Origin of the sequence: Leifsonia sp. RAF41 (assembly GCF_052114085.1) — a bacterium.
GTDB lineage: Bacteria > Actinomycetota > Actinomycetes > Actinomycetales > Microbacteriaceae > Leifsonia.
The window spans coordinates 2,511,717-2,533,920 of record NZ_JBFREB010000001.1; the positions used below are offsets into that span (position 1 = coordinate 2,511,717).

At 69.1% G+C, this 22,204-nt stretch carries 22 protein-coding genes and 1 pseudogene; 10 read left to right on the forward strand and 13 right to left on the reverse strand.

The window, feature by feature from the left end; all coding sequences use genetic code 11:
- Positions 1 to 48: 48 nt before the first annotated feature.
- Positions 49 to 945 carry a DsbA family protein gene (locus AB4Y74_RS12115; protein ID WP_441799325.1) on the reverse strand — a complete coding sequence of 299 codons (897 nt, stop codon included), beginning with the start codon at positions 943 to 945 and terminating at the stop codon, positions 49 to 51.
- Positions 946 to 1,219: 274 nt separating this feature from the next.
- On the opposite strand from AB4Y74_RS12115, the gene AB4Y74_RS12120 reads away from it, so the two are divergent.
- The 3 genes from AB4Y74_RS12120 to AB4Y74_RS12130 all read left to right on the forward strand — a co-directional run bounded on the left by AB4Y74_RS12120 (position 1,220) and on the right by AB4Y74_RS12130 (position 4,217).
- Positions 1,220 to 2,314: an ABC transporter ATP-binding protein gene (locus AB4Y74_RS12120; RefSeq protein ID WP_441799326.1), complete on the forward strand. Its 1,095-nt coding sequence runs from the start codon at positions 1,220 to 1,222 to the stop codon at positions 2,312 to 2,314.
- A 99-nt stretch (positions 2,315 to 2,413) separates the two neighbouring features.
- A complete protein-coding gene (locus AB4Y74_RS12125; protein WP_441799327.1) occupies positions 2,414 to 3,715 on the forward strand; it encodes a DUF4032 domain-containing protein in 1,302 nt (433 codons plus the stop codon).
- Positions 3,716 to 3,788: 73 nt separating this feature from the next.
- Positions 3,789 to 4,217 (forward strand): DUF4190 domain-containing protein, encoded by a 429-nt coding sequence (locus tag AB4Y74_RS12130; RefSeq protein ID WP_441799328.1) that lies wholly within the window; start codon positions 3,789 to 3,791, stop codon positions 4,215 to 4,217.
- Here the strand turns inward: AB4Y74_RS12130 and rlmB are convergent.
- From rlmB to AB4Y74_RS12155, 5 genes are all read right to left on the reverse strand, one after another.
- The gene (gene rlmB / locus AB4Y74_RS12135) at positions 4,214 to 5,227 is read right to left on the reverse strand and encodes a 23S rRNA (guanosine(2251)-2'-O)-methyltransferase RlmB (RefSeq protein ID WP_441799329.1); all 1,014 of its coding nucleotides are present in this window, start codon (positions 5,225 to 5,227) and stop codon (positions 4,214 to 4,216) included. The two genes, AB4Y74_RS12130 and rlmB, sit on opposite strands and share 4 nt — an antisense overlap.
- Complete coding sequence (gene cysS, locus AB4Y74_RS12140) at positions 5,224 to 6,657, reverse strand: cysteine--tRNA ligase (protein ID WP_441799330.1); 1,434 nt, start codon at positions 6,655 to 6,657, stop codon at positions 5,224 to 5,226. Before cysS ends, rlmB begins: the two co-directional genes overlap by 4 nt.
- Before the next feature lie 26 nt (positions 6,658 to 6,683).
- The gene (locus AB4Y74_RS12145) at positions 6,684 to 7,064 is read right to left on the reverse strand and encodes a nuclear transport factor 2 family protein (protein ID WP_441799331.1); all 381 of its coding nucleotides are present in this window, start codon (positions 7,062 to 7,064) and stop codon (positions 6,684 to 6,686) included.
- A 79-nt stretch (positions 7,065 to 7,143) separates the two neighbouring features.
- A complete protein-coding gene (ispD, locus tag AB4Y74_RS12150) occupies positions 7,144 to 8,301 on the reverse strand; it encodes a 2-C-methyl-D-erythritol 4-phosphate cytidylyltransferase (RefSeq protein WP_441799332.1) in 1,158 nt (385 codons plus the stop codon).
- A gap of 163 nt (positions 8,302 to 8,464) precedes the next feature.
- On the reverse strand, positions 8,465 to 8,947 hold the full coding sequence (locus tag AB4Y74_RS12155) for a CarD family transcriptional regulator (protein WP_021763858.1): 483 nt from the start codon (positions 8,945 to 8,947) through the stop codon (positions 8,465 to 8,467).
- Between the two features lie 139 nt (positions 8,948 to 9,086).
- Between AB4Y74_RS12155 and AB4Y74_RS12160 the strand changes: the two genes are divergently transcribed.
- Positions 9,087 to 9,593 (forward strand): hypothetical protein, encoded by a 507-nt coding sequence (locus AB4Y74_RS12160; RefSeq protein ID WP_441799333.1) that lies wholly within the window; start codon positions 9,087 to 9,089, stop codon positions 9,591 to 9,593.
- A 68-nt stretch (positions 9,594 to 9,661) separates the two neighbouring features.
- Here the strand turns inward: AB4Y74_RS12160 and AB4Y74_RS12165 are convergent, their stop codons facing one another.
- Entirely contained in the window at positions 9,662 to 10,345 is a 684-nt protein-coding gene (locus tag AB4Y74_RS12165) for a response regulator (RefSeq protein WP_441799334.1), read from the reverse strand.
- The gene (locus AB4Y74_RS12170) at positions 10,342 to 11,493 is read right to left on the reverse strand and encodes a sensor histidine kinase (RefSeq protein WP_441799335.1); all 1,152 of its coding nucleotides are present in this window, start codon (positions 11,491 to 11,493) and stop codon (positions 10,342 to 10,344) included. Before AB4Y74_RS12170 ends, AB4Y74_RS12165 begins: the two co-directional genes overlap by 4 nt.
- A gap of 190 nt (positions 11,494 to 11,683) precedes the next feature.
- Between AB4Y74_RS12170 and phoU the strand changes: the two genes are divergently transcribed.
- The gene (gene phoU / locus AB4Y74_RS12175; RefSeq protein WP_441799336.1) at positions 11,684 to 12,340 is read left to right on the forward strand and encodes a phosphate signaling complex protein PhoU; all 657 of its coding nucleotides are present in this window, start codon (positions 11,684 to 11,686) and stop codon (positions 12,338 to 12,340) included.
- A gap of 104 nt (positions 12,341 to 12,444) precedes the next feature.
- On the opposite strand, the pseudogene AB4Y74_RS12180 reads toward phoU, so the two are convergent.
- Together AB4Y74_RS12180 and AB4Y74_RS12185 are read right to left on the reverse strand one after the other, a co-directional pair.
- Positions 12,445 to 12,831, reverse strand: a pseudogene (locus AB4Y74_RS12180) (2'-5' RNA ligase family protein); the annotation flags it as partial.
- Positions 12,832 to 12,917: 86 nt separating this feature from the next.
- Positions 12,918 to 13,667, reverse strand: a complete 750-nt coding sequence (locus AB4Y74_RS12185; RefSeq protein ID WP_441799337.1) for a phosphoglyceromutase — start codon at positions 13,665 to 13,667, stop codon at positions 12,918 to 12,920.
- Between the two features lie 54 nt (positions 13,668 to 13,721).
- On the opposite strand from AB4Y74_RS12185, the gene AB4Y74_RS12190 reads away from it, so the two are divergent.
- Positions 13,722 to 14,543 (forward strand): class I SAM-dependent methyltransferase, encoded by an 822-nt coding sequence (locus tag AB4Y74_RS12190; RefSeq protein ID WP_441799338.1) that lies wholly within the window; start codon positions 13,722 to 13,724, stop codon positions 14,541 to 14,543.
- A gap of 12 nt (positions 14,544 to 14,555) precedes the next feature.
- Here the strand turns inward: AB4Y74_RS12190 and ygfZ are convergent, their stop codons facing one another.
- From ygfZ to AB4Y74_RS12205, 3 genes are all read right to left on the reverse strand, one after another.
- Complete coding sequence (gene ygfZ / locus AB4Y74_RS12195; RefSeq protein WP_441799339.1) at positions 14,556 to 15,671, reverse strand: CAF17-like 4Fe-4S cluster assembly/insertion protein YgfZ; 1,116 nt, start codon at positions 15,669 to 15,671, stop codon at positions 14,556 to 14,558.
- A 10-nt stretch (positions 15,672 to 15,681) separates the two neighbouring features.
- The gene (locus AB4Y74_RS12200) at positions 15,682 to 16,278 is read right to left on the reverse strand and encodes an FABP family protein (protein WP_441799340.1); all 597 of its coding nucleotides are present in this window, start codon (positions 16,276 to 16,278) and stop codon (positions 15,682 to 15,684) included.
- A gap of 180 nt (positions 16,279 to 16,458) precedes the next feature.
- Positions 16,459 to 16,809, reverse strand: coding sequence for a hypothetical protein (locus AB4Y74_RS12205; protein WP_441799341.1), 351 nt, complete (start codon positions 16,807 to 16,809; stop codon positions 16,459 to 16,461).
- A 99-nt stretch (positions 16,810 to 16,908) separates the two neighbouring features.
- On the opposite strand from AB4Y74_RS12205, the gene AB4Y74_RS12210 reads away from it, so the two are divergent.
- From AB4Y74_RS12210 to pstS, 4 genes are all read left to right on the forward strand, one after another.
- Positions 16,909 to 17,664: a response regulator transcription factor gene (locus tag AB4Y74_RS12210; protein ID WP_441799342.1), complete on the forward strand. Its 756-nt coding sequence runs from the start codon at positions 16,909 to 16,911 to the stop codon at positions 17,662 to 17,664.
- 100 nt (positions 17,665 to 17,764) lie between these two features.
- Entirely contained in the window at positions 17,765 to 19,975 is a 2,211-nt protein-coding gene (locus tag AB4Y74_RS12215; protein ID WP_441799343.1) for an RNA degradosome polyphosphate kinase, read from the forward strand.
- Positions 19,972 to 20,910, forward strand: coding sequence for an NUDIX hydrolase (locus AB4Y74_RS12220; RefSeq protein ID WP_441799344.1), 939 nt, complete (start codon positions 19,972 to 19,974; stop codon positions 20,908 to 20,910). Before AB4Y74_RS12215 ends, AB4Y74_RS12220 begins: the two co-directional genes overlap by 4 nt.
- A gap of 168 nt (positions 20,911 to 21,078) precedes the next feature.
- Positions 21,079 to 22,173, forward strand: coding sequence for a phosphate ABC transporter substrate-binding protein PstS (gene pstS, locus AB4Y74_RS12225; RefSeq protein ID WP_441799345.1), 1,095 nt, complete (start codon positions 21,079 to 21,081; stop codon positions 22,171 to 22,173).
- The last annotated feature ends 31 nt before the right edge of the window (positions 22,174 to 22,204 follow it).

Genomic DNA, 22,204 nt, shown 5'->3' on the forward strand with positions numbered 1-22,204 from the left:
CCGCCGCCACCATCCTATGGCGTCCGCGGTCCGCGGTCCGCCGTCCGGTCAGGGAGCCGGCGTCGGGGTGGGAGTCGGGGTCGAGGTGTATTCGTCGCCCTGCGCCTGCAGGACGAACGCCTTGAAGTCGTCGGCGCTCGTCAGCGAGCCGGTGTACGGCTTGCCGTTGACCAGCACGAGGAGGGCGTTCGTCATCTTCGAGACGTCGGAGTGGGGGATAGGGCCGCTGAGAGCCCGGTCGCTCGCAACGGTCACCCAGCTCTTGAAGCGCCCGTCGTCGATGCAGGAGTCGATCTCGCTCGTGCGGGAGGCGCCCGCCGCCTCGACGCGCTTCTTCAGCACGTCGTCGGTGAGGCCAGGACCGCCCTCGGCCGGCTGCTTCTCGAACAAGGAGGAGTTGAACTTCCAGAACGAGTTCGGGTCGTAGTTGGCGACGCAGGCCGCGGCGTTGGCCGCGCGGAGCGAGTACTTGGTGCCTGCCGAGTGGCTCGTGTAGATCGCGACCGGATGCATCTCCACCGTGACGGCGCCGTTCTTCACGAGCGGCTCCAACTGCTCCAAGTTGGTGCGCTGGAAGTCGCCGCACAGCTTGCACAGGTAGTCGGCGTAGATCCGGATGTCGACCGTGCTCGCCTTGGGGTCCGGCGTGCTGGCGACCGGCTTGGCGTCGGCGGCGAGAGCCGTGGTGGTCTTCACCTTCAGGCCGGAGCCGACGACGACGCCGTCGCTCGCCATGTTCTTCGGCCCGGGGACCGTCGGGCGGATCGCGCTGACGATGACGACGGCCACGATGGCCAGGACCGCGAGGACACCGATCGTGATGCCTCCACCGAGGAGGGCACGGCGGCGGCGTTCCTGGCGCTGGTGCGAGGTGCGGAGCTGACGAGCTTTCTCCCGTGCGGCCGCGCGGACATCGCCGGGCCGGCTGTCGTCGGGGTCGGTCATTTGGCTCATATCTTCGGGATACTGCTCTCGGGATCGAACGGGCCGCGCGGGGGACGCGGCGGACGGCGCACTTCCGGCGCACACAACCGGGCCAGCCTAAATCGGCAGTCTGGGAATCGCCCAGACGGTGGCTGTACGCCTCCGGTCGAGAGCACGTCCGCCGATGCCATATTATGGCCAGGTGGCATCGACGCCATCGGATGTCGACGCCACACTCATCCATTCACAACGGATCGTCCGGCACGTACCTGCCGGTGAAGGAGAAACGAACAACATGGCGACAGTCACCTACGACAAGGCGACCCGGCTCTACCCGGGATCAACCCGCCCCGCTGTGGACGCACTCGACCTGGAGATCGCAGACGGGGAATTCCTCGTTCTCGTCGGTCCTTCCGGTTGCGGTAAGTCCACCTCCCTGCGCATGCTCGCCGGCCTCGAAGAGGTCAACGACGGCAACATCTTCATCGGTGAGCGCAACGTCACCGATGTTCCGCCGAAGGACCGCGACATCGCGATGGTCTTCCAGAACTACGCGCTGTACCCGCACATGACCGTTGCGGAGAACATGGGCTTCGCGCTCAAGATCGCCGGCGTCGGCAAGGACGAGCGCGCCCAGCGCGTCCTTGAGGCCGCCAAGCTGCTCGACCTCGAGCCCTACCTCGGCCGCAAGCCGAAGGCGCTCTCCGGTGGTCAGCGTCAGCGCGTCGCCATGGGCCGCGCGATCGTCCGTTCGCCCCAGGTGTTCCTCATGGACGAGCCGCTGTCGAACCTCGACGCGAAGCTCCGTGTGCAGACCCGTACGCAGATCGCGTCGCTGACCCGCCGTCTCGGCGTCACCACCGTCTACGTCACGCACGACCAGACCGAGGCTCTGACCATGGGCGACCGCATCGCGGTGCTCAAGGACGGCGTCCTGCAGCAGGTCGGCACCCCGCGCGACCTGTACGCGCAGCCGAATAACGTGTTCGTAGCCGGCTTCATCGGCAGCCCGGCCATGAACCTGTTCTCGGCCGACGTCACCGACGGCGGCGTCAAGTTCGGCACCTCGGTCGTCCCGATCGAGCGCGAGACCATCGCGAACGCCGGCTCGGCGGTCACCATCGGCGTGCGCCCGGAGGACGTCGTCGTCTCCTCCACCGAGGGCACGGGCCTCAAGGTCACCGTCGACCTCGTCGAGGAGCTCGGCGCCGACGGCTACCTCTACGGCCACTCCGAGATCGACGGCAAGCGCACCGACATCGTCGGTCGCGTCGACGGCCGTGTCCACCCGAACGCGGGCGACACGGTCTACATCACCCCGAAGCCGGGCCACGTCCACGCGTTCCACGCGGAGTCGGGCGAGCGCCTCGGCGGGGCGGTCGTCGACTGAGCCTTGTAGGCTGATCGAACCAGGGAGCGATCCCTCACTCTGCCGCAGTCCGGACCGGGCTGCGGCAGAGTGCTTTCCACCACCGACCGGAGGACCATCGTGGCCGGATCCGTCAACATCACCGCAGCGACCGTCGACCCGGCGCTTCTCGACCTGCCGTGGAACATCCCCCTCGAAGACTGGTCGAACCAGCACATCGCGCTGCTGCCCAAGGGCATCAGCCGTCACCTGGTGCGGTTCGCGAACCTCTCCGGGTACGTCATCGCCATCAAGGAGACGACGGCCGAGATGGCCCAGCGGGAGTACGACATGCTCCGCACGCTGCAGCGCTACGACGTGCCCTGCGTCGACCCGGTCGCCGTGATCAAGAACCGCACGGACGACAACGGCACGCCGCTGAACGCCGCGCTGGTGACCCGGCACCTGAAGTTCTCCCTCCCGTACCGCGCACTGTTCTCGCAGACCCTGCGGCCGGACACGGCCACACGTCTGGTCGACGCCCTGGCGGTACTGCTGGTGCGCCTCCACATCGTCGGCTTCTTCTGGGGCGACGTCTCACTGTCCAACACCCTGTTCCGCCGCGACGCCGGCGCCTTCGCGGCGTACCTGGTCGATGCGGAGACCGGCCAGCTCTACGAGGGCGGCCTCTCGAACGGTCAACGTGAGAACGATCTCGAGATCGCGCGCGTCAACATCGCCGGCGAACTGATGGACCTCGAGGCCGGTGGCCGGGCCGACGAAGAGCTCGACCCCATCCGCCTCTCCGACGGCATCGTCGCCGCCTACCGCTCGCTCTGGAAGGAACTGACCGGCAGCGAGTCGTTCGCGTCCTCGGAGCGCTGGCGCATCAGCGAGCGCGTCGAGCGCCTCAACGAGCTCGGCTTCGACATCGAGGAGCTCGCGATCAAGACGTCGGAGGAGGGCACTAAGGTGCGCATCCAGCCGAAGGTCGTCGACGCGGGACACCACCAGCGCCGTCTCCTGCGTCTGACCGGCCTGGATACCGGCGAGAACCAGGCGCGGCGTCTGCTCAACGACCTCGACTCGTACGCCGCCACGCTTGGCAAAGAGGGCCTGGACGAGGAAGCGATGGCACACGAGTGGCTGCTGCGCGTCTTCGAACCGGTGATCCGCTCCATCCCTGCCGATCTGAAAGGCAAGCTCGAGCCGGCGGAGGTCTTCCACCAGCTCCTGGAGCACCGCTGGTTCATGTCGCAGAAGGAGGGGCGCGACGTGCCCCTGGCCGAGGCGCTGACCTCCTACATCAATGACATCCTCCGACACCGCCGGGACGAGGCGACCGTGATCGCGCCGCCGACCGAGACGATCGCCATCCCCGTGCTCGGCGGCGCAGCGGCCGACGATGACGATGACGACGACGACTGGCGCTCCAAGGTCTGACCCCCTGCTCGGGTGGCGGTACTCCGCCGACCGGCCCGCTAGGCTCTGACTCTCACCCCCAGCGAGGAGTCCGATGTCGAACACCGACCCGTCCAGCGAACAGTTCAGCGGCCAGCGGTACGGCCAGCCCTACGATGGCCAGCCCTACGACGGCCAGCCGAACTCTGCGCACCCGGTGTACGCACCGCCGGCCTACGGCCCCGCCTACGGCCAGCCGGGGGCGCCGTACGCGTACGGCTACCCGCCCGCGCCGCGGACGAACCCGCTGGCGATCGTCTCGTTCGTGTCCGCTTTCGTGATGAGCATCGCCGCGGTGATCACCGGGCACATCGCGCTGTCGCAGATCAAGCGGACCGGGGAAGGCGGACGCGGGTTCGCACTCGCCGGACTGATCATCGGCTACGCCGGGATCGGTCTCGCCGTCGTGTTCTTCGTGATCTGGCTGATCCTCTTTCTGACGATCATGGGCCACGCGTACACGACGGGCCAGCTCTCGAACTAGCGCGCGCCCTCCGCCCGGAGCTTCGCGATCTCATACAGGGTGACACTCGCCGCGATGCCCGCGTTCAGCGACTCGGTGGAGGCGCTGATCGGGATCGACACGACGGCGTCGCACGTCTCGGTCACCAGCCGCGAGAGGCCCTTGCCCTCGCTGCCGACGACGATCACGACGGGGCGGTCGGCGAAGGACAGGCCCGGGAGGGACGTATCCCCTCCGCCATCGAGGCCCAGCACGAAGACGCCGGCCTTCTTGAAGTCCTGGAGCGTCCGCGTCAGGTTGGACGCCATGGCGACGGGCGTGCGCGCGGCGGCACCGGCCGATGTCTTCCAGGCGGAGGCGGTCATGCCCACCGAGCGGCGCTGCGGGACGATGACGCCCTGGCCGCCGAACGCAGCGGTCGAACGGATGATGGCACCGAGATTGCGCGGGTCGGTGATGCCGTCGAGAGCGACGAACAGCGGCGTCTGGCCCGAGCGGATGGTCCGGTCGAGCAGGTCGCCCGGGTGGGCGTACTCGTACGGCGGCACCTTGAGCGCAACGCCCTGGTGCACCGCGTCGCGACCGGCCAGTCGGTCGAGTTCCGGCCGCATCACCTCGAGCATGGGAAGGTTGCGACGGGTGGCGATGGAGAGGATCTCCTTCATCCGGTCGTCGAACTCGACGCGGGCAGCGACGTAGAGGGTCGTCGCGGGGATGTCCGCGCGCAACGCCTCCAGCACCGAGTTCCGACCCGTGACGATCTCGCTCTCATCGCCGGACTTGGCGCGACGCGAGGCGCCCGACGCGCCACGAGGGGTGCTGTCGCGACCTCCGCGCAGCTCCGCCTTGGCGGCGGCGCGCTCGCGCAGGGCCTTCGCCTTGCCCGCGGGATGGTAGTCCCGGTCCTCCGCCTTGGGGGTCGGTCCGCGACCCTCCAGCGCCTTGCGGCCGTGACCGCCGGTGCCGACCTGGGCGCCCTTCTTGCTCTTGCGCACCGCCCCGGCGCGGGGCTTTCCACCCGAGTTCTTCATGATCCGATGCTCCAATGCGACCCCGTGGGGGTGTCTTCGATGGTTATTCCTGCCGCGGTCAGCTCGTCGCGGATGCGATCGGCTGCCGCGAAGTCGCGTGCGGCCCTGGCGTCCTGCCGGTCGGCGAGCAGCCGGCCGATCAGCTCGCCGAGTGCGGACTCCGCCTCCGTCGAGCCGCCGGCACGCCACTGCGGCGACAACGGGTTGATGCCCAGTACCTCCGTCATGGCGAGCGCATGCCCGCGCGCGGTGGCGGCCGCCTCCAAGTCTTCCGCATCCAGCGCCGCGTTCCCTGAACGCACGGTGTCGTGCAGCACGGCGAGTGCCTGCGGAACGGCCAGGTCGTCATCCATCGCCTCGGCGAAGGCGTCCGGGACGATCTCGACGCCGTGGCCGGCGAAGCGGGTGCCCGAGAGCCGGCGCTCGACGCGCTCGAAGAATCCGGCGATGCGGTCGAGGGCGGCCTCTGCCTCGCTGAGCGAGCCGTCGTGGAAGTCGATGGTCGAGCGGTAGTGCGCCGACCCGAGGTAGTAGCGGACCACGAGAGGACGAGCGGCGCCGAGCAGGTCGGCCGCGTAGACCGAGTTGCCCAGCGACTTGCTCATCTTCTGGCCGTTGACGTGGACGAGTCCGTTGTGAACCCAGTAGTTGGCGAACGCGTCTCCGGCCGCCGTCGACTGGGCCACCTCGTTCTCGTGGTGCGGGAAGCGCAGGTCGAGACCGCCGCCGTGGATGTCGAACTGCGGCCCCAGGTAGCGCCGCGACATCGCGGAGCACTCGATGTGCCACCCCGGTCGTCCATCGCCCCACGGGGAGGGGAACGCGGCGGACGCGGGCTCGTCGGCCTTGCGTCCCTTCCACAGTGCGAAGTCGCGGGGGTCGCGCTTGGCGCGCGGGTCGGCGTCGGCCGCCGCCTCCATGTTGTCGATGCTCTGCCGGGTCAGCTCGCCGTACGAGGGCCAGCTCTTGACGTCGAAGTACACATCGCCGGAGCCGTCGGCGGCCGCGTATGCGTGACCGGCGGCGATCAGACGCTCGATCAGCTCCTGCATCTGCGGAATGCTGGCGGTCGCGCGCGGCTCGTAGGTCGGTGGCTGGATGCCCAGGGCGCGGTACGAGTCGGTGAACTCGAGCTCGAAACGGTATGCGAGCGCCCACCACTCCTCGGTACCGCCCGCAGCCTGCCCGGCCGCGGCGTTCACGAGGATCTTGTCGTCGATGTCGGTGACATTGCGGACCAGGGTGACGTCGAGCCCTCGGTAGGTCATCCAGCGGCGCAGCTGGTCGTACACCAGCGCCGAACGCAGGTGGCCGATATGCGGGGACGACTGAACGGTCGGTCCGCACACGTACATGCCGACTTCGCCGTCGCGCAGCGGGACGAAGTCGCGCAGGGCGCCCGCCTTCGTATCGAAGAGTCGCAGAGTCACGCCCACCAGCCTAGAGGGACCGACGGCTAGGAGGAGGCGCGCTCAGCGAGCTCCTCATTCACCGGCGCGAACGCGACCCGGTCCAGCAGCAGCTCGATGTGCGCGATCCGGCCGTCCCGGACGGTCAGCAGCTCGACGCAGCGGACCGCTCCTGCGGCGGTGTCGGTGACGAAGTCGTAGACGACGCACGCCCGATCGCCCGCGCTGAACACCTCCCGGATCTCGTTCCGGACCAGGGCGGGCATCAGCCGGTGCAACGCCGCCAGCCATCCGTCCTTGTCGAGAGTCGACCCCGCGAACTCGGCCACCAGGGCGACGTCGAGCAGGTCGTCCAGCGGGTCCTCGTCGCGGGCGCCCACCGCCTGGATGTAGCGGCGTGCAACCGTCTCCGCATCTGTGGATGCCATGGCCCGTCCTTCCTGCGCCGCTCACCGCGGCGTTCCAGGGGACACAGTAGGCCCAGCGGCCGACATCGGCCATGCCACCTCAGGACAGGAGCAGCACGGTCGCCTGGGCCGTGACGCCCTCGCCACGACCGGTGAAGCCCAGGCCGTCGGTGGTCGTGGCCCCGACCGAGACCGGCGCGCCGAGGATCGCCGACAGGCGCTTCTCCGCCTCCGCACGCCGCGGAGACAGCTTCGGGCGGTTGCCGATGACCTGCACCGCGACGTTCCCGATGCGGAAACCGGCCTCCTCCACGCGCCGCCGCGCCTCCACCAGGAAGACATCGCCGTGCGCGCCCGAGAACCGGGGGTCGCCCGTCCCGAACACCCCGCCGATGTCGCCGAGCCCCGCCGCCGAGAGCAGCGCATCCACGATGGCGTGCGCGACCGCATCCCCGTCGCTGTGTCCGGCCAGGCCCGGCTCTCCTGGCCAATGCAGCCCGGCCAGCCACAGCTCGGCGGCCGGGTCGAAGGCGTGAGTGTCGCTCCCCGTCCCGATGCGCGGCACGGCGGTACCGGCGAGCAACTCCTCGGCCCGCCGCAGGTCCCATGGCGTCGTCACCTTGAAGGCGTGCGCGTCGCCGGGCACCACATCCACTCGGAAGCCGGCGGCCGCGACCAGCCCGGCGTCGTCGGTCTCGTCGCTCTCCGCCAGCGCGTAAGCCGTCAGCAGCTGCTCGCGAGGGAAGCCCTGCGGTGTCTGCACCGCAGCAAGCGCGGAACGATCGACGGTCTCGTGCACAGCGCTGTCGTCCCCGACGCGCTTGACCGTGTCGCTGACCGGAAGCCCGGGGACCACGCCGTAGCCGCGCTCGAGCACCGCATCCACCACGGCGTCGAAGAGGGATGCGGGCGTCAGCGCCCGGGCGGCGTCGTGCACCAGGACGACGTCGACGTGCGGGTCGACGACCGCGAGCCCCTCGGCGACCGATCGCTGGCGGGAGTCTCCCCCGGCCACCACGGTGACGGGGCGTCGCGACACACGCTCCGCGAGTTCGGCGGCATCCGCCAGCAACTCGGCCGGCGCTACGACGATCGGGTCGGCCGCGTGCCGCATGCCGCGGACGGCATGCAGGGAATGCTCCAGCAGCGTGCGGCCCTGGAGGGTGACGAACGCCTTCGGGCGACCCGCCCCCAACCGCATCCCGGAGCCTGCGGCGACGATGACGACCGCGACCCGCGGCCCGGTGATGCTGTCCACCCCACCACCGTACCGGCCCCGCCGCAGTGAGTGCGGTACGCCGTCACGACTGCGGCTGCTCGCGGGGCCGCAGTCGCGACGAGAGACCGCACTCGCCTGGCGGCAACGACGAAGCCCCGCCGCACGGTGCGTGCAGCGGGGCTTCGAATTCGTCGGAATCGGCCTAGGAGGCCAGCACCTCGTCGAGCAGGCTGGAGGCCTTCTCGTCGTCGGTCTTCTCAGCCAGAGCCAGCTCGGAGATCAGGATCTGCCGCGCCTTGGCGAGCATGCGCTTCTCACCGGCGGAGAGGCCGCGATCCTGGTCGCGACGCCACAGGTCGCGGACGACCTCGGACACCTTGATGACGTCGCCGGAGGCGAGCTTCTCAAGGTTGGCCTTGTAACGGCGGGACCAGTTGGTGGGCTCCTCGGTGAAGGGAGCGCGCAGCACCTCGAACACGCGGTCGAGGCCCTCCTTGCCGATGACATCACGAACGCCGACCAGGTCGACATTCTCGGCGGGGACCTCGATGGTGAGGTCGCCCTGAGTCACATTGAGCTTGAGGTACAGCTTCTCTTCACCCTTGATGATTCTCTTCTTGACTTCGGTGATCGTTGCGGCACCGTGGTGCGGATAGACGACGGTCTCGCCAACCTCGAAAAGCATAGATTTGTTGTCCCTTCAGCAATGAATAGGATACCACATGAGGCACGTGCTAAGGTTCGCCCTCGCGCCTCCCGAGGCCCAGGGACGCCTCTCGTGATGGGATAGAGTTGCACTGAAAATTCCACCGGGAGGGTCATCCGTGAAAGCTCGAGTCGCGACGTCCGTCGCCCTCGCCCTGGCCGTCGCGTTCGGTACCGCGGGATGCGGTTTCGTCGCTCCGCAGGCCACCACCAAGCACTACGACGCGAGCGACGGCGTGAGCGGAACGGTCGGCTCCGTCGACGTCCGCAATGCCATCATCGTCACGGATGCGAAAGACGGCACAGTGGGCAACCTCGTCGTCACGCTCGTCAATACGGGCGACAAGAGCCAGCGCGTCGCCATCAGCGCCGGCGACAGCAGCTCGTCGGCCGCGCACGTCACCGTGCAGCCGGGCCAGGTCAAGCAGCTCGGCCAGGACCCGGAGAACGGCGGCTCCAGCAATGTCCTCATCCCGGAGTTCACCACCAAGCCCGGCGGGCTCTACTCGGTGTTCTTCCACTACGGCGACCAGACCGGCGTGAACCTGAAGGTCCCCGTCCTCGACGGCCAGCTGCCCGAGTACTCGAGCCTCGTCCCGCCGACCATCCTCCCGGCCGCCCCGTAGCGGTCGCCCCCAGCAGCACGAAGCCGCCCGGCGCATCGCACCGGGCGGCTTCGTCGTTCCTGCTGTGTTCAGGCGTTGAAGCGGTACCCTAGCCCACGCACGGTGACCAGCATCCGCGGCTCCGAGGGGCTCTCCTCGATGCGCGAGCGGATGCGCTTGATGTGCACGTCCAGCGTCTTGGTGTCGCCGAAGTAGTCGCTCCCCCACACCCGGTCGATCAGCTGGCCGCGGGTCAGCACGCGCCCGGCGTTGCGCAGCAACAGCTCGAGCAGCTCGAATTCCTTCAGCGGCATGGAGATCTCGGAGCCGCTCACGGCCACCGTGTGGCGGTCCACGTCCATCCGCACCGTGCCCGCCTCCAGCACGCCGTCATCCTGCTGCTCCTCCTCCTCGACGCGCCGACGCATCACGGCGCGGATGCGCGCGAGCAGTTCGCGCGACGAGTACGGCTTGGTGACGTAGTCGTCGGCGCCGAGCTCCAGCCCGACCACGATGTCCACCTCGGAATCCTTGGCGGTCAGCATGATGATCGGGACGCTCGAGCGCGTGCGGATCTCGCGGCAGACCTCGGTGCCCGGGATGCCCGGCAGCATCAGGTCGAGAAGGATGAGGTCGGCGCCGTCGCGGTCGAAGGCCGCCAGCGCGCTGGGTCCGTCCTCGGCGACCTCCACCTCATAGCCTTCGCGCTTGAGCAGGTAGGCGAGCGGCTCGCTGAGCGCGCCCTCATCCTCGACGAGCAGGATGGATGTCACGGGGTGTCTCCTATCGGGGGTCTGGCGGTGGAGGCTTCGGGGAGTCGGATGGTGAAGGTGGAACCGCGTCCCGGCTGCGACCAGACCCGAACCTCGCCGCCGTGGTTCTGGACGGCGTGCTTGACGATGGCGAGGCCGAGGCCCGTGCCGCCGGTGTTGCGGGAGCGGGCCTGATCCACCCGGAAGAAGCGCTCGAAGACCCGATCCAGGTCCTCCTCCGGGATGCCCTCGCCCTGGTCGGTCACAGCGATCTCGACGACGCCGCCCGAGTTGCGGACGCCGATGCCGATGCGGGAGCCGTCGGGCGAGTACTGGATGGCGTTCGAGATGAGGTTGTGCACGGCCGTGACCAGCAGACTCTCGTTGCCGAGGACCTGGGCCTGCTTGTCGCCGCGCATCGCGAGCTCGATGTTGCGGGTCTCCGCGGCCACCCGGTTCTGGTCGATCGCGGCCTTGACCACCTTGTGCGCCGACAGCTCGGTGGCCGTGCCCAGCGCATCCGTCGCCTGCAGCCGGCTCAGCTCGATGATGTCCTGCGTGATGCGCGCGAGCCGCTGTGCCTCCTCCGAGAGCCGCAGCGCGAAGCGCCGCACCTGGGCCGGGTCGTCGGACGCGTCGTCGAGGGCCTCGGCCAGCAGGCCGACCGCGCCGATCGGCGTCTTCAGCTCATGGCTGATGTTGGCGACGAAGTCACGGCGTACGGCATCCAGCCGAAACGACTCGGTGCGGTCCTCCGCCAGCAGCAGCACGTAGCGCGACCCCAGGCGAGCCACGCGCACGCTGAGGTGGATGTTCGCATCGCCGAACGGGCCGCGCGACAGCTCGCACTCCTCGGTGGTCGACTCACCGGTCCTCCGGACGCGGTCCACCATGTCGATGAGATGCGGATGCACGAGTGCGCCGTTCCACACCAGACCGATCGAATGGGCGCCGGGCGACGCCTTGATCACGTTGTTGGACGGATCGAGCACGACCCCGGCCGACTCCATGGCGTCGAGCACCTGGTCGACGCCATCCGGCACCGCCGGATTAGCGACCTGGGCCGCGTTGTGCCCGCGGCGTTCCGCGATGTGCAGGATCCACACGAAACCGGCGCCGACGGCGAGCCCCAGGCCCAGCGACAGCAGCACCAACCAGGTGGACTCCATGGCCCCCAGCGTAGGTGATTCCGATACACGCGCATCGACGGGTGCCTCCACCGCCCGCGTCTTTTCGCGGGTACGTTAGAGAGTGTTCAGCCGGGAGGCACCGTTTGTTAACCTGTCGCGGCGAACATTCTTACGCCGGTCAAAGGGCCGGCATTCCGCGTGCCCGCGCACGCGAGGAAAGGACCCACCCATGCGCGAAGTCTTCCAGCAGGAGCTGGCGGAGGTTCAGGACCGCCTCGTCGAGATCGCCGAGCTGGTCGTCCGTTCGATCAAGAACGCGACGCAGGCGTTCAACGAATCCGACGTGAGCCTCGCCGAGGACGTGATCGCGAACGACCACCGCATCGACGAGCTGACCGTGCTGCTCGACGAGCTGTCGATCCAGATCCTTGCCCGGCAGCAGCCGGTGGCGCGTGACCTCCGCATCGTGGTGAGCGCCCTCCGCATCAGTGCCTCGCTCGAGCGGATGGGCGACATGGCCGAGCACATCGCGCAGCTGGCCCGCTATCGTTTCCCGGACAAGGTGGTGCCGAAGAGCCTGCGCTCGACGTTCTCCGAGATGGGCCGCCTCGACGTGCAGATCGCCGAGAAGCTGGCGGAGCTGCTGCGCACCCAGGACATCCGCCTCGCGGACGAGATCCGCAACGACGACGACGACATCGACGAGCTGCACATCAGCGTCTTCGACAAGGTGCTCGGCGAGACCTGGAAGGGCCAGGCCGTCGACACAGTGGACGCGACCCTCGCCTCCCGCTACCACGAGCGCTTCGCGGACCACGCCGTCTCCATCGCCAAGAAGGTGCAGTACCTGGCGACCGGCGACTGGGCTCCCGAGCTCGCCTCCTAACCCCGCCCCCCTTCGTTCCCAACCATCGCTTCCTCACTTAATCCGCCTTCCGAGCAAGATTTGGCGGATTAATTGAGGAAGCGATTATGGGAGTAGGCGGGCGGCTAGGGGCGAAGGGGGACGCTGGCGGCGACGCGGCGGAAGGAGTGGGGGGCTCGGGCGACGACGGAGACGTGCGTCAGGAGGGCGTGCTCACCGGGGTGCAGGCGGCCGGTGCGCTGGTCGGTGGCGTGCGGGCGGTAGCCGTCGCGGATGTGGCGCTGGTCGCGGATCGTCGCGCCCGACGCCTCCAGCGCATCCACCACGGCCGTGTGCAGCGCCTTGAGCGCAACGGAGTCGTGCAGCACGGTCACGGGCACGGTGCGGTGCGCGCCGAAGCGCTCGTGCGGGCCGCCGGTCACCGGGATGGGTGGCACGCGCGGGATGAGTGCGGCCACCGCCTCAGGCGCCAACTCGGTCTCGAACGGCGGAACCACGGTGACGTGCAGCGGCCAGTCAGCGGCCGGGAACTCCTCCGGAGACGCGTCGTCGCCGCGCCCCGGGAGGAACGCGACGACGACGAACGTGCTGGTCGTGGCTACTTCTTGCCCTGCGCGGCGACGGCGGCGGCACCGGCGGCGGCCGCCTCCGGGTCGAGGTAGTACGACGGCTCGAGCGGGGCGAAGTCCTCGTCGAGCTTGTACACGAGCGGGATGCCGGTCGGGATGTTGAGCCCGGCGATGTCCTCGTCGGAGATGCCGTCGAGGTGCTTCACCAGCGCGCGCAGCGAGTTGCCGTGAGCGGTGACGAGCACCGTCTTCCCGGCGGCGAGGTCGCGCGTGATGTCCGACTCCCAGTAGGGCAGCATCCGGGCGATGACGTCCTTCAGGCACTCGGTGCGCGGGAGGTCGTCGCCGAGACCGGCGTAGCGCGGGTCGCCGACCTGCGAGAACTCGCTGTCGTCGGGCAGGGGCGGCGGCGGAACGTCGAACGACCGGCGCCACAGCTGGAACTGCTCGGGCCCGTACTTCTCGAGCGTCTCGGCCTTGTCGAGACCCTGCAGCGCGCCGTAGTGGCGCTCGTTGAGCCGCCACGAGCGCTTCACCGGGACCCACAGCCGGTCGGCGACGTCGAGCGCGTAGTTCGCCGTCTGGATGGCGCGGGTGAGCACCGAGGTGTGCAGCACGTCGGGCTGCAGCCCGGAGTCGCGCAGCAGTTCGCCGGCCCGCTTGGCCTCGGCGACGCCGGTCTCGCTGAGACGGACGTCGACCCAGCCGGTGAACAGGTTCTTCTCGTTCCACTCACTGCTGCCGTGGCGCAGGAGGATCAGGGTGTAGGGAGCGGCCATGCCCCCAATCTATCGCGTGACGATGCACCGTCGCGGCGCTGGCAGACTGGACCTATGGCTTCCGGCGCGGTCGGCACGGTGACCCGTGGCACGACGAACACCAACCGGCTGCGCCGCGTCGACCGGTGGATCGCGGCCCTTCCGGAGTTGCGTCGCGCCGCCGATCCGGTGGTCGTCGATCTCGGCTACGGCGCCAGCGGCGTGACCGCCCTCGAGCTCCACCAGCGGCTGGCGCGGTCCCGGCCCGAGGTGGAGGTCGTGGGTCTGGAGATCGAGCCCGGCCGGGTGCGGACCGCAAACGAGCAGCTGGCGAGGGTGCGGGCCGGCGCCACCACCTTCGATCCGGCGGCGCGCATCCGCTTCGACCTGGGCGGCTTCGAGGTCCCGCTCCCGAACGGACGCCGGGCCGCGGTCATCCGAGCCTTCAACGTGCTGCGGCAGTACCGCGAGGCGGATGTCGCCGCGGCCTGGGAGCGGATGCGCTCCCGCCTGCAGCCGAACGGCCTGCTGGTCGAGGGGACCTGCGACGAGATCGGCCGCATCGCCAGTTGGGTCGCGCTGGATGCCGCAGGGCCCCGGTCGCTCACCGTGTCGCTCCGGCTCCGCGGCCTCGACGCGCCATCCGTCGTCGCCGAACGGTTGCCGAAGGCGCTGATCCACCGCAACGTGCCCGGCGAGCGTGTGTACGCGTTCCTCTCCGAACTCGACCGGGGGTGGCGCATCCACTCGCCGCTCGCCGCATACGGGCCGAGCCAGCGATGGATCGCCGTGGCGCAGGGGATGCGCGACGCGGGCTGGCCCGTCACCGGCGGCCGCGCGCGGTGGCGGCTCGGCGAGCTGACGGTGGCGTGGGAGGCTGTCGCGCCGGCCGACTGAGCGGCGGAAGCGCTACTGCCGAGGGGTGCGGGTGACGGCGCCGAGGCGGGGCAACCGCGGCACGTGCGCTTCGGCACCTGCCTCCGGCGGCACCACGATCTCCTGCGCGGCGGCGACGGCGGTGCCGTCCGCATCCACCGTCAACGTCGCGTCGGGGCTCGTCGAGCGCTTGACCACCGCGAGGGCGATCGGACCCAACTCGTAGTGCAGTGCGACCGAGGTGACCGCCCCGACCTCGTTGCCGTCCAGCGACACGGCGGCGCCGCGCTCCGGGTGCACGCCCTCAGAGCCGTCGAGGTGCAGCATCACCAGTCGGCGCGGCGGGTGCCCGAGGTTGTGGACCTTAGCGACCGTCTCCTGGCCGCGGTAGCACCCCTTGCTCAGGTGCACGGCCGTCCGCAGCCAGTCCAGCTCGTGCGGGATGGTCCGCTCGTCCACCTCCGTCGAGAAGCGGGGGCGCCAGGCGGCGATCCGCAGCGCGTCCGCCGCCAGCGTTCCGGCGACCGGCAGCTCGCCCGCCCGGACGCGCGTCACCAGCGAGGGCAGGGCATCCCGCGGGACGAGCCGCTCGCTCCACGACCATGCGGCGCCGGGATGCTCGCCCTGGGCGTATTGGTGACCACCCGGTGTCACCGCGTGCCACGGATCGTGCCAGATCAGCGGGACGTCGTTCGGCGCGGCGATCGGCAGAGGCGGATCTCCGAGCGTCCCGATGGTCGCGAGGTCGCTGCTGCGGTCGGCGAGTTCGACGCGCAGCATGAAGCGCATCGAATCGAGCCACGCGAGCAGCCCAGCGGCCTCGGGACGGTCCACCAGCATCCAGAGCGTCTCGCCGTCATCGACCAGGCGAACCGCATGCTCGACGCGGCCCGTCACATCCAGCAGCAGGGTCTCGGACGACTCCCCCGGCCGCAGACCTGCCAGCGACTGGCTGGTCAGCGAGTTCAACCAGCTCAGGCGGTCGGGACCCTGGATCGTCAGCACGGCCCGGTCGGAGAGGTCGACGATCGCACCGGCCTCGGCCAGGGCGCGCTGCTCGGCCAGCGGCTTGCCGTAGTGCGACGGCACCCCGGCGTCGGAGAGGTCGACCGCGCCAGGCAGGTCGAGGAACGGCGAACGCGCAACCATCAGACGGCCTTCACTCGACCTTGGCGAGTCGGGCCGAGGAGTGCGTCCGCAGCTCCTGCCCGAGGGCGGCGATGTCCCACGCCCACAGGAGGTGGTTCTCCACCAGACCGTAGAGGCGGGTCGCCGCGGTGTACTCCTTCGCACCGGCGGTGCGCAGCACGGCGTCGGTCGCGAGGTCGATCCGCGGGCCGGCGACTTGTCCGATGTACAACTCGCTCACGCCGTCCGGATGGATGATCGACACGTCGATCTCGAAGGCGCCGTTCGAGGCCCGCAGCGCTTCGACCGACTGCGCTGTGTTGAAAGGGCGGGTGCCTGCGCCGGGAAGCATCGCCGGACCCGCGTCTCCCTCGATGAGCTTGCGGTGCAGTCGCCAGTAGCCGGTCTCCGCAGCGAGCGGCGTGTGCTCCTCGTCGAGCACCCACGAGGTCGCCGAATAGTTCAGGTAGCCCAGCCCGTCATGGCTGAAGCTGATCCGCTGGCCGAACTCCAGCTGGGTGTGCTCCTCGCCGATGGCGTAGTCGACCACGCCGGTGCCCTCCCAGATGCCGATCAGCCAGGAGAGGGGGACCAGCTCGGCCGGAAGGTCGGTGGGGATCTCGATCATGATCCGGGTTCAGACGCTCGGGCGTTCAGCGCTGACCGCGGAACAGGTTGTAGACGACCAGTCCGGAGACGCCGAGGATGGCGAGCGTTGCCAGGCCCAGAAGGCCGATGAAGAAGAGTTCGAGAGCGACCAGCATGCAGCCAGTCTAACCAGCAGCCACCGACAATCGGGCGGAGCGCGTCAGGCAACGCCCGAGACGAGGGCGAGGATGCCTCCGATCGCACCCAGAATGACGAAACTGCCGGTCAGCGTCGCGGCCAGCCGACTGACGAAACCGTCCTTCTGCTGGGTCGCCAGCTGAGCGACGAACCCGAGCAGCGCGCAGACTGCGAGCGCCAGCGACAGCCACGAGGCATAGCCCGTCGGGCGCGAGAGCACACCGATCAGGATGCCGAGCACGAGCGCGACGACCCAGATCGAACCGACGCTCAGGGCGGTCGCCCACCGCGGCAGTGCGGGCTCAACGGGACCCGCGGCCGCGGCGGGGCCGAGCGCGTGCGGTACCTGGTTCTCCGGTGTCTCGTCGGTCACCCTCCCATTGTGCCCTGGAGCGGCCCGACCGCGACTGTCCGGGAAGGGAGCGCGCGCGTTTCCGGTAGCATTGCGGCACAGACGGATGAGGAGGAATGGGTGGCGCAACTTCTGATCCTCACGTCTGCGTCGGGTCCGTCCGCGTCCAGCACCACCGGGGCGATCAGTTCTTCCGCGGCCGATTCGGTCGGCCCCGGGGCTGAGGTGCTGCCCGCCCTCGCCCTCCTGAGCCACCGTGTGCGCCAGATCCCGGCCGAGCCGGCATCCCTCGTCAACGCGCCGAGCTGCGACCTCATCTTCGTGGATGCGCGGCGCGACCTGGCCGCCGCGAAGTCGCTCTGCAAGATCCTCACCACCACCGGCGTGACCGTCCCGCTGCTCCTGGTGCTGACCGAGGGCGGCCTGACCGCCGTGAGCGCCGACTGGGGCGTCAGCGACGTCGTGCTCGATTCCGCCGGTCCTGCCGAGGTGGATGCGCGCATCCGCCTCGCGATCGGCCGGCAGACGCAGGAGCACGCCCAGTCGAAGATCCAGGCCTCCGGCGTCACCATCGACGAGGCCAGCTACTCGGCGAAGGCGCACGGGCGCCAACTCGACCTGACGTTCAAGGAGTTCGAGCTGCTCCGGTTCTTCGCTACGCACCCGTCGCGGGTGTTCACCCGGGAGCAGTTGCTGAGCGAGGTGTGGGGGTACGACTACTTCGGCGGAACGCGCACGGTCGACGTCCACGTCCGCCGCCTGCGGGCGAAGCTCGGCGACCTGGAGTCGCTGATCGGCACGGTGCGGAACGTGGGCTACCGCTTCAACGTCTACGAAGACGACAACGACCGCCTCCCGACCAGCGTCCGTTCCTGATCGGAGCGGTCCAGCGCGGCCGTTTCTCCACAGGCCAGCGTTTATCCACCGTTTACATGCCACCGTCCCGGGCGCTTGCCCGCGGTGACATGATGGAGCAATGGACGAGCGCACGACTCTGGAGAACGGCCTTTTCGACACAGGGCTGGGCGGGAGCCTGGGCAGCGACTTCGACGACGACTTCGCCCCCTTCATCTACGAGCCCGACCCGACCCTCCCTGAGAACCGCTACCTCGATCGCGAGCTGAGCTGGCTCGCGTTCAACCAGCGGGTGCTCGAGCTGGCGGAGGACCCGCTGCTTCCGGTGCTGGAGCGCGCGAACTTCCTCGCCATCTTCGCCAGCAACCTCGACGAGTTCTTCATGGTGCGCGTCGCCGGTCTCAAGCGCCGCATCGCGACCGGCCTTGCCGTGCCCACCAATGTGGGGCGCGCGCCGCAGGAGGTGCTGGCCGACATCTCGGAGATGGCGCACGAATTGCAGCTGCGGCACGCCCGCGCCTACCACGACCTCGTGCAGCCGGAGCTCAGCGAAGCCGGCATCACGGTGGCCCGGTGGGGCGAACTGGATGAGGCCGACCGGGCGCAGATGCGCGAGGTGTTCTCCCAGCAGATCTTCCCCGTGCTGATGCCCCTTGCGGTCGACCCGGCCCACCCCTTCCCCTACATCTCCGGGCTCTCGCTCAATCTCTCGGTGCGCGTGCGCAACTCGCGCACGGGCAAGGAACAGTTCGCGCGCCTGAAGGTGCCGCAGATGCTCCCCCGGTTCGTGCGCATCGACCAGCGCGAGGGCCTCGGGCAGGTCCGGTTCATCATGCTCGAAGACCTCATCGCCAATCACCTCGGCGACCTCTTCCCCGGCATGGAGATCCTCGAGCACCACGTCTTCCGCATCACCCGCAACGAAGACGTCGAGATCGACGAAGACGAGACCGAGAACCTGATCCAGGCTCTCGAGCGCGAACTGCTGCGCCGCCGGTTCGGGCCGCCCATCCGTCTCGAGGTCACGGACGACATGGACCCGGTCACCCTCGGGCTGCTCGTGCGCGAACTCGACGTGACCGAGCAGGAGGTCTACCGCCTCCCCGCGCCGCTCGACCTCGGCGGTCTGTTCGATCTGGCCAAGATCGACCGACCCGACCTGCACTACCCCAACCACGTGCCGACGACTCCCGCCCAGCTGATGCCGAGCGAGCCGAACGCGAAGCCGGACATCTTCGCGGCCATCGCCCGGCAAGACGTTCTCGTCCACCACCCCTACGAGTCCTTCGCGACGAGCGTCCAGGCGTTCCTCGAGCAGGCGGCCGCCGACCCGCACGTGCTCGCCATCAAGCAGACGCTGTACCGCACCTCCGGCGACAGCCCGATCGTCGAAGCGCTCATCGACGCGGCCGAGGCGGGCAAGCAGGTCCTCGCACTGGTCGAGATCAAGGCGCGCTTCGACGAGCAGAACAACATCTCCTGGGCGCGCAAGCTCGAGAAGGCCGGCGTGCACGTCGTCTACGGGTTGGTCGGGCTGAAGACCCACTGCAAGCTCGCGCTGGTCATCCGCGAAGAGAAGGGCGTGCTCAAGAGCTACAGCCACATCGGCACGGGCAACTACAACCCCAAGACCTCCCGCATCTACGAAGACCTCGGACTGTTCACCGACGACGACCAGGTGGGCAAAGACCTGACACGCCTCTTCAACGAGCTGTCGGGCTACGCGATCGAGAAGAAGTTCAAGCGGCTGCTCGTCGCGCCACTGCACCTGCGCAAGGGGCTGCTCAAGCGCATCGACGCCGAACGGGCCAATGCGGAGGCCGGTCGGCCGTCCGGCATCCGCATCAAGCTCAACTCCATCGTCGACGAGGCCATCATCGATGCGCTCTACCGCGCCAGCCAGGCGGGCGTCCCGGTCGACCTGTGGGTGCGCGGGATCTGCGGCGTGGTCCCCGGACGCGAGGGCCTCTCCGAGAACATCCGAGTGCGTTCCGTCCTCGGCCGCTACCTGGAGCACTCGCGCGTCTTCGCATTCGTCAACGGCGGCGACCCCCAGGTCTACATCGGCAGCGCGGACATGATGCACCGCAACCTCGACCGCCGCGTCGAGGCACTGGTGCGGTTGTCCGACCCGGCGCACCTGCGCGAACTGGAAGACCTCTTCGACCTGGCCTTCGACGAGCGCACCGCGACGTGGAGGCTCGACCAGCACGGCGTCTGGACCAGGCACCACCTCGACGACAAGGGCAAGCCGCTGGTCGACCTGCAGAACAAGCTCATCCAGCAGTACAGCCACCGTCCGCGCAGCACCCGTACGGGAACGAGGCGGTGAGCCCGGCCATCTACGCCGCGGGCGCCCTCTGCTGGCGCGTCGTGGACGACCGCATCGTGGTGCTCGTCGTGCACCGCACGAAGTACGGCGACGTGACCATCCCCAAAGGCAAGGTCGACCCCGGCGAGACGCTGCCGCAGACCGCCGTCCGCGAGATCCTCGAAGAGACCGGCCTGCGGATCGGGCTCGGGGTGCCGCTCGGCGTCTCCACGTACCCGCTGAGCAGCGGGCGCGAGAAGATCGTGCACTTCTGGGCAGCAGAAGTCGGTGACAAGGCCATTGCACAGTCGACCTTCGTCCCGAACGGCGAAATCGCGGCCATCGAATGGGTCACCATCAAGAAGGCCAGGGGCTACCTCACCTACGAGCGCGATGTCGAGATCCTGGATGCGTTCGACGCCCTCGTCCGTCAGGGCATCACCTCCACATTCGCTCTGATCGCGCTGCGGCACGGCAAAGCGGCCCCGCGCGACCACTGGGAGGGCTCCGACGCCTCCCGGCCCCTCACCGAGCGCGGCGTCAGGCAGGCGGCGGGCGACGTCGCGACTCTGCAGGCCTGGCGGCCGAAACGGATCGTCACCAGCGACGCTGTGCGCTGCGTCACCACCGTGGCGCCTCTCGTCGCTGCCAGCGGCATCAAGCCGCACCGTGATCACGGCATCAGCCAGGAGGCGTACGAGGAAGGCCAGCCCGAAGTGCGCCGGGTGGTCGGCAAGCGCATCCGCTCACGCAAGACCGCGGTGCTGTGCAGCCACGGGCCGGTGCTCCCCGAGATCATGCGCGAGATCGCCCTCGCAACCGGCACAATGCCCGGCGGCTACCTGAATGACGCGGCCGACCTCGACACCGGCGGCTTCTCGGTGGTGCACCTCTCGGCGACGAATCCCGCCTCCGGCATCGTGTCCATCGAGACGTACGCGCCCGTCGAAGAGTGACGGCGGGCGGCCTTCGCCGCGGATTCACAGGGCAACAGGACCAAGAGAACACCCCGCGTTAACCTTCCGTTTACCGCTGCGGGGGACTCTGGACAGACACCGGGAATAGCGTCTCACGCGGGTCGCACCGACCCCGTCCTGTTGTTACTGATCCCCGAAGGGACAACTGTGAAACTCAAGCGCATCGGCGCTCCCGTGGCTCTGCTTGCCGCCGCCGCCATCTCTCTCACCGCATGTGCGGCGAACGAAGGCAGCACGCCGTCCACCACGACGGCCAAAGCCTCGAACCTGACCGGCACGCTGAACGGCATCGGCTCGTCCGCGCAGGGCGCGGCGCAGACCGTCTGGGCCGCCGGCTTCCAGGAGGCCAACCCGAAGGCCACCATCAACTACGACCCGCAGGGTTCCGGAGCGGGCCGCAAGAGCTTCATCTCCGGCGCTGCCGACTTCGCCGGCTCCGACGCCGCGCTCAAGGACGAGGAGCTCGCCTCCACGTTCGCCGGGTGCGCCGCGGGCAGCAAGGGCATCGACCTCCCCGTCTACATCTCCCCGATCGCCATCGCGTACAACGTGGACGGCGTGAAGGACCTCAAGCTCGACGCCGCGACCATCGCGGGCATCTTCTCGGGCAAGATCACCACGTGGGACGACGCGAAGATCAAGGACCAGAACTCGGGCGCCACGCTCCCGTCGGCTCCGATCACCGTCGTGCACCGCTCCGACGACTCGGGCACCACCCAGAACTTCACCGAGTACCTCGCAGCGAACGCCCCCGACGTCTGGACCGCTCCGGCTGCCCAGACCTTCCCGTTCCAGGTCGGTGACGCAGCCAAGGGCACCTCGGGTGTCGCGGACGCCACCAAGAACGCGAAGAACGCCATCACCTACATCGACGAGTCGGGATCGGCCGGGCTGAGCATCGCCCAGCTGAAGGTCGGCGACAACTACGAGAAGATCAGCGCCGACGGTGCTGCTGCCGTGGTCTCCGCCTCCCCCATCGCCGACGGCCGTGAGGCCAACGACCTGGCCATCAAGATCGACCGCAAGGACACCTCGAAGGGCGCCTGGCCGCTCGTGCTGGTCTCCTACGTGATCGCGTGCCAGGAGTACAAGGACGCCGCCAAGGCGGACCTGGTGAAGGGCTACGTCGACTACATCATCACCAGCGACGCCCAGAAGGCCGCCGCAGAGCAGGCCGGCTCGGCCCCGCTGTCGAGCGACCTCGCTGCCAAGGTCTCGAAGGCCACCGCCAGCATCAAGTAATGCACCAACCGCTCGGCCTGGGCTGCCCCGC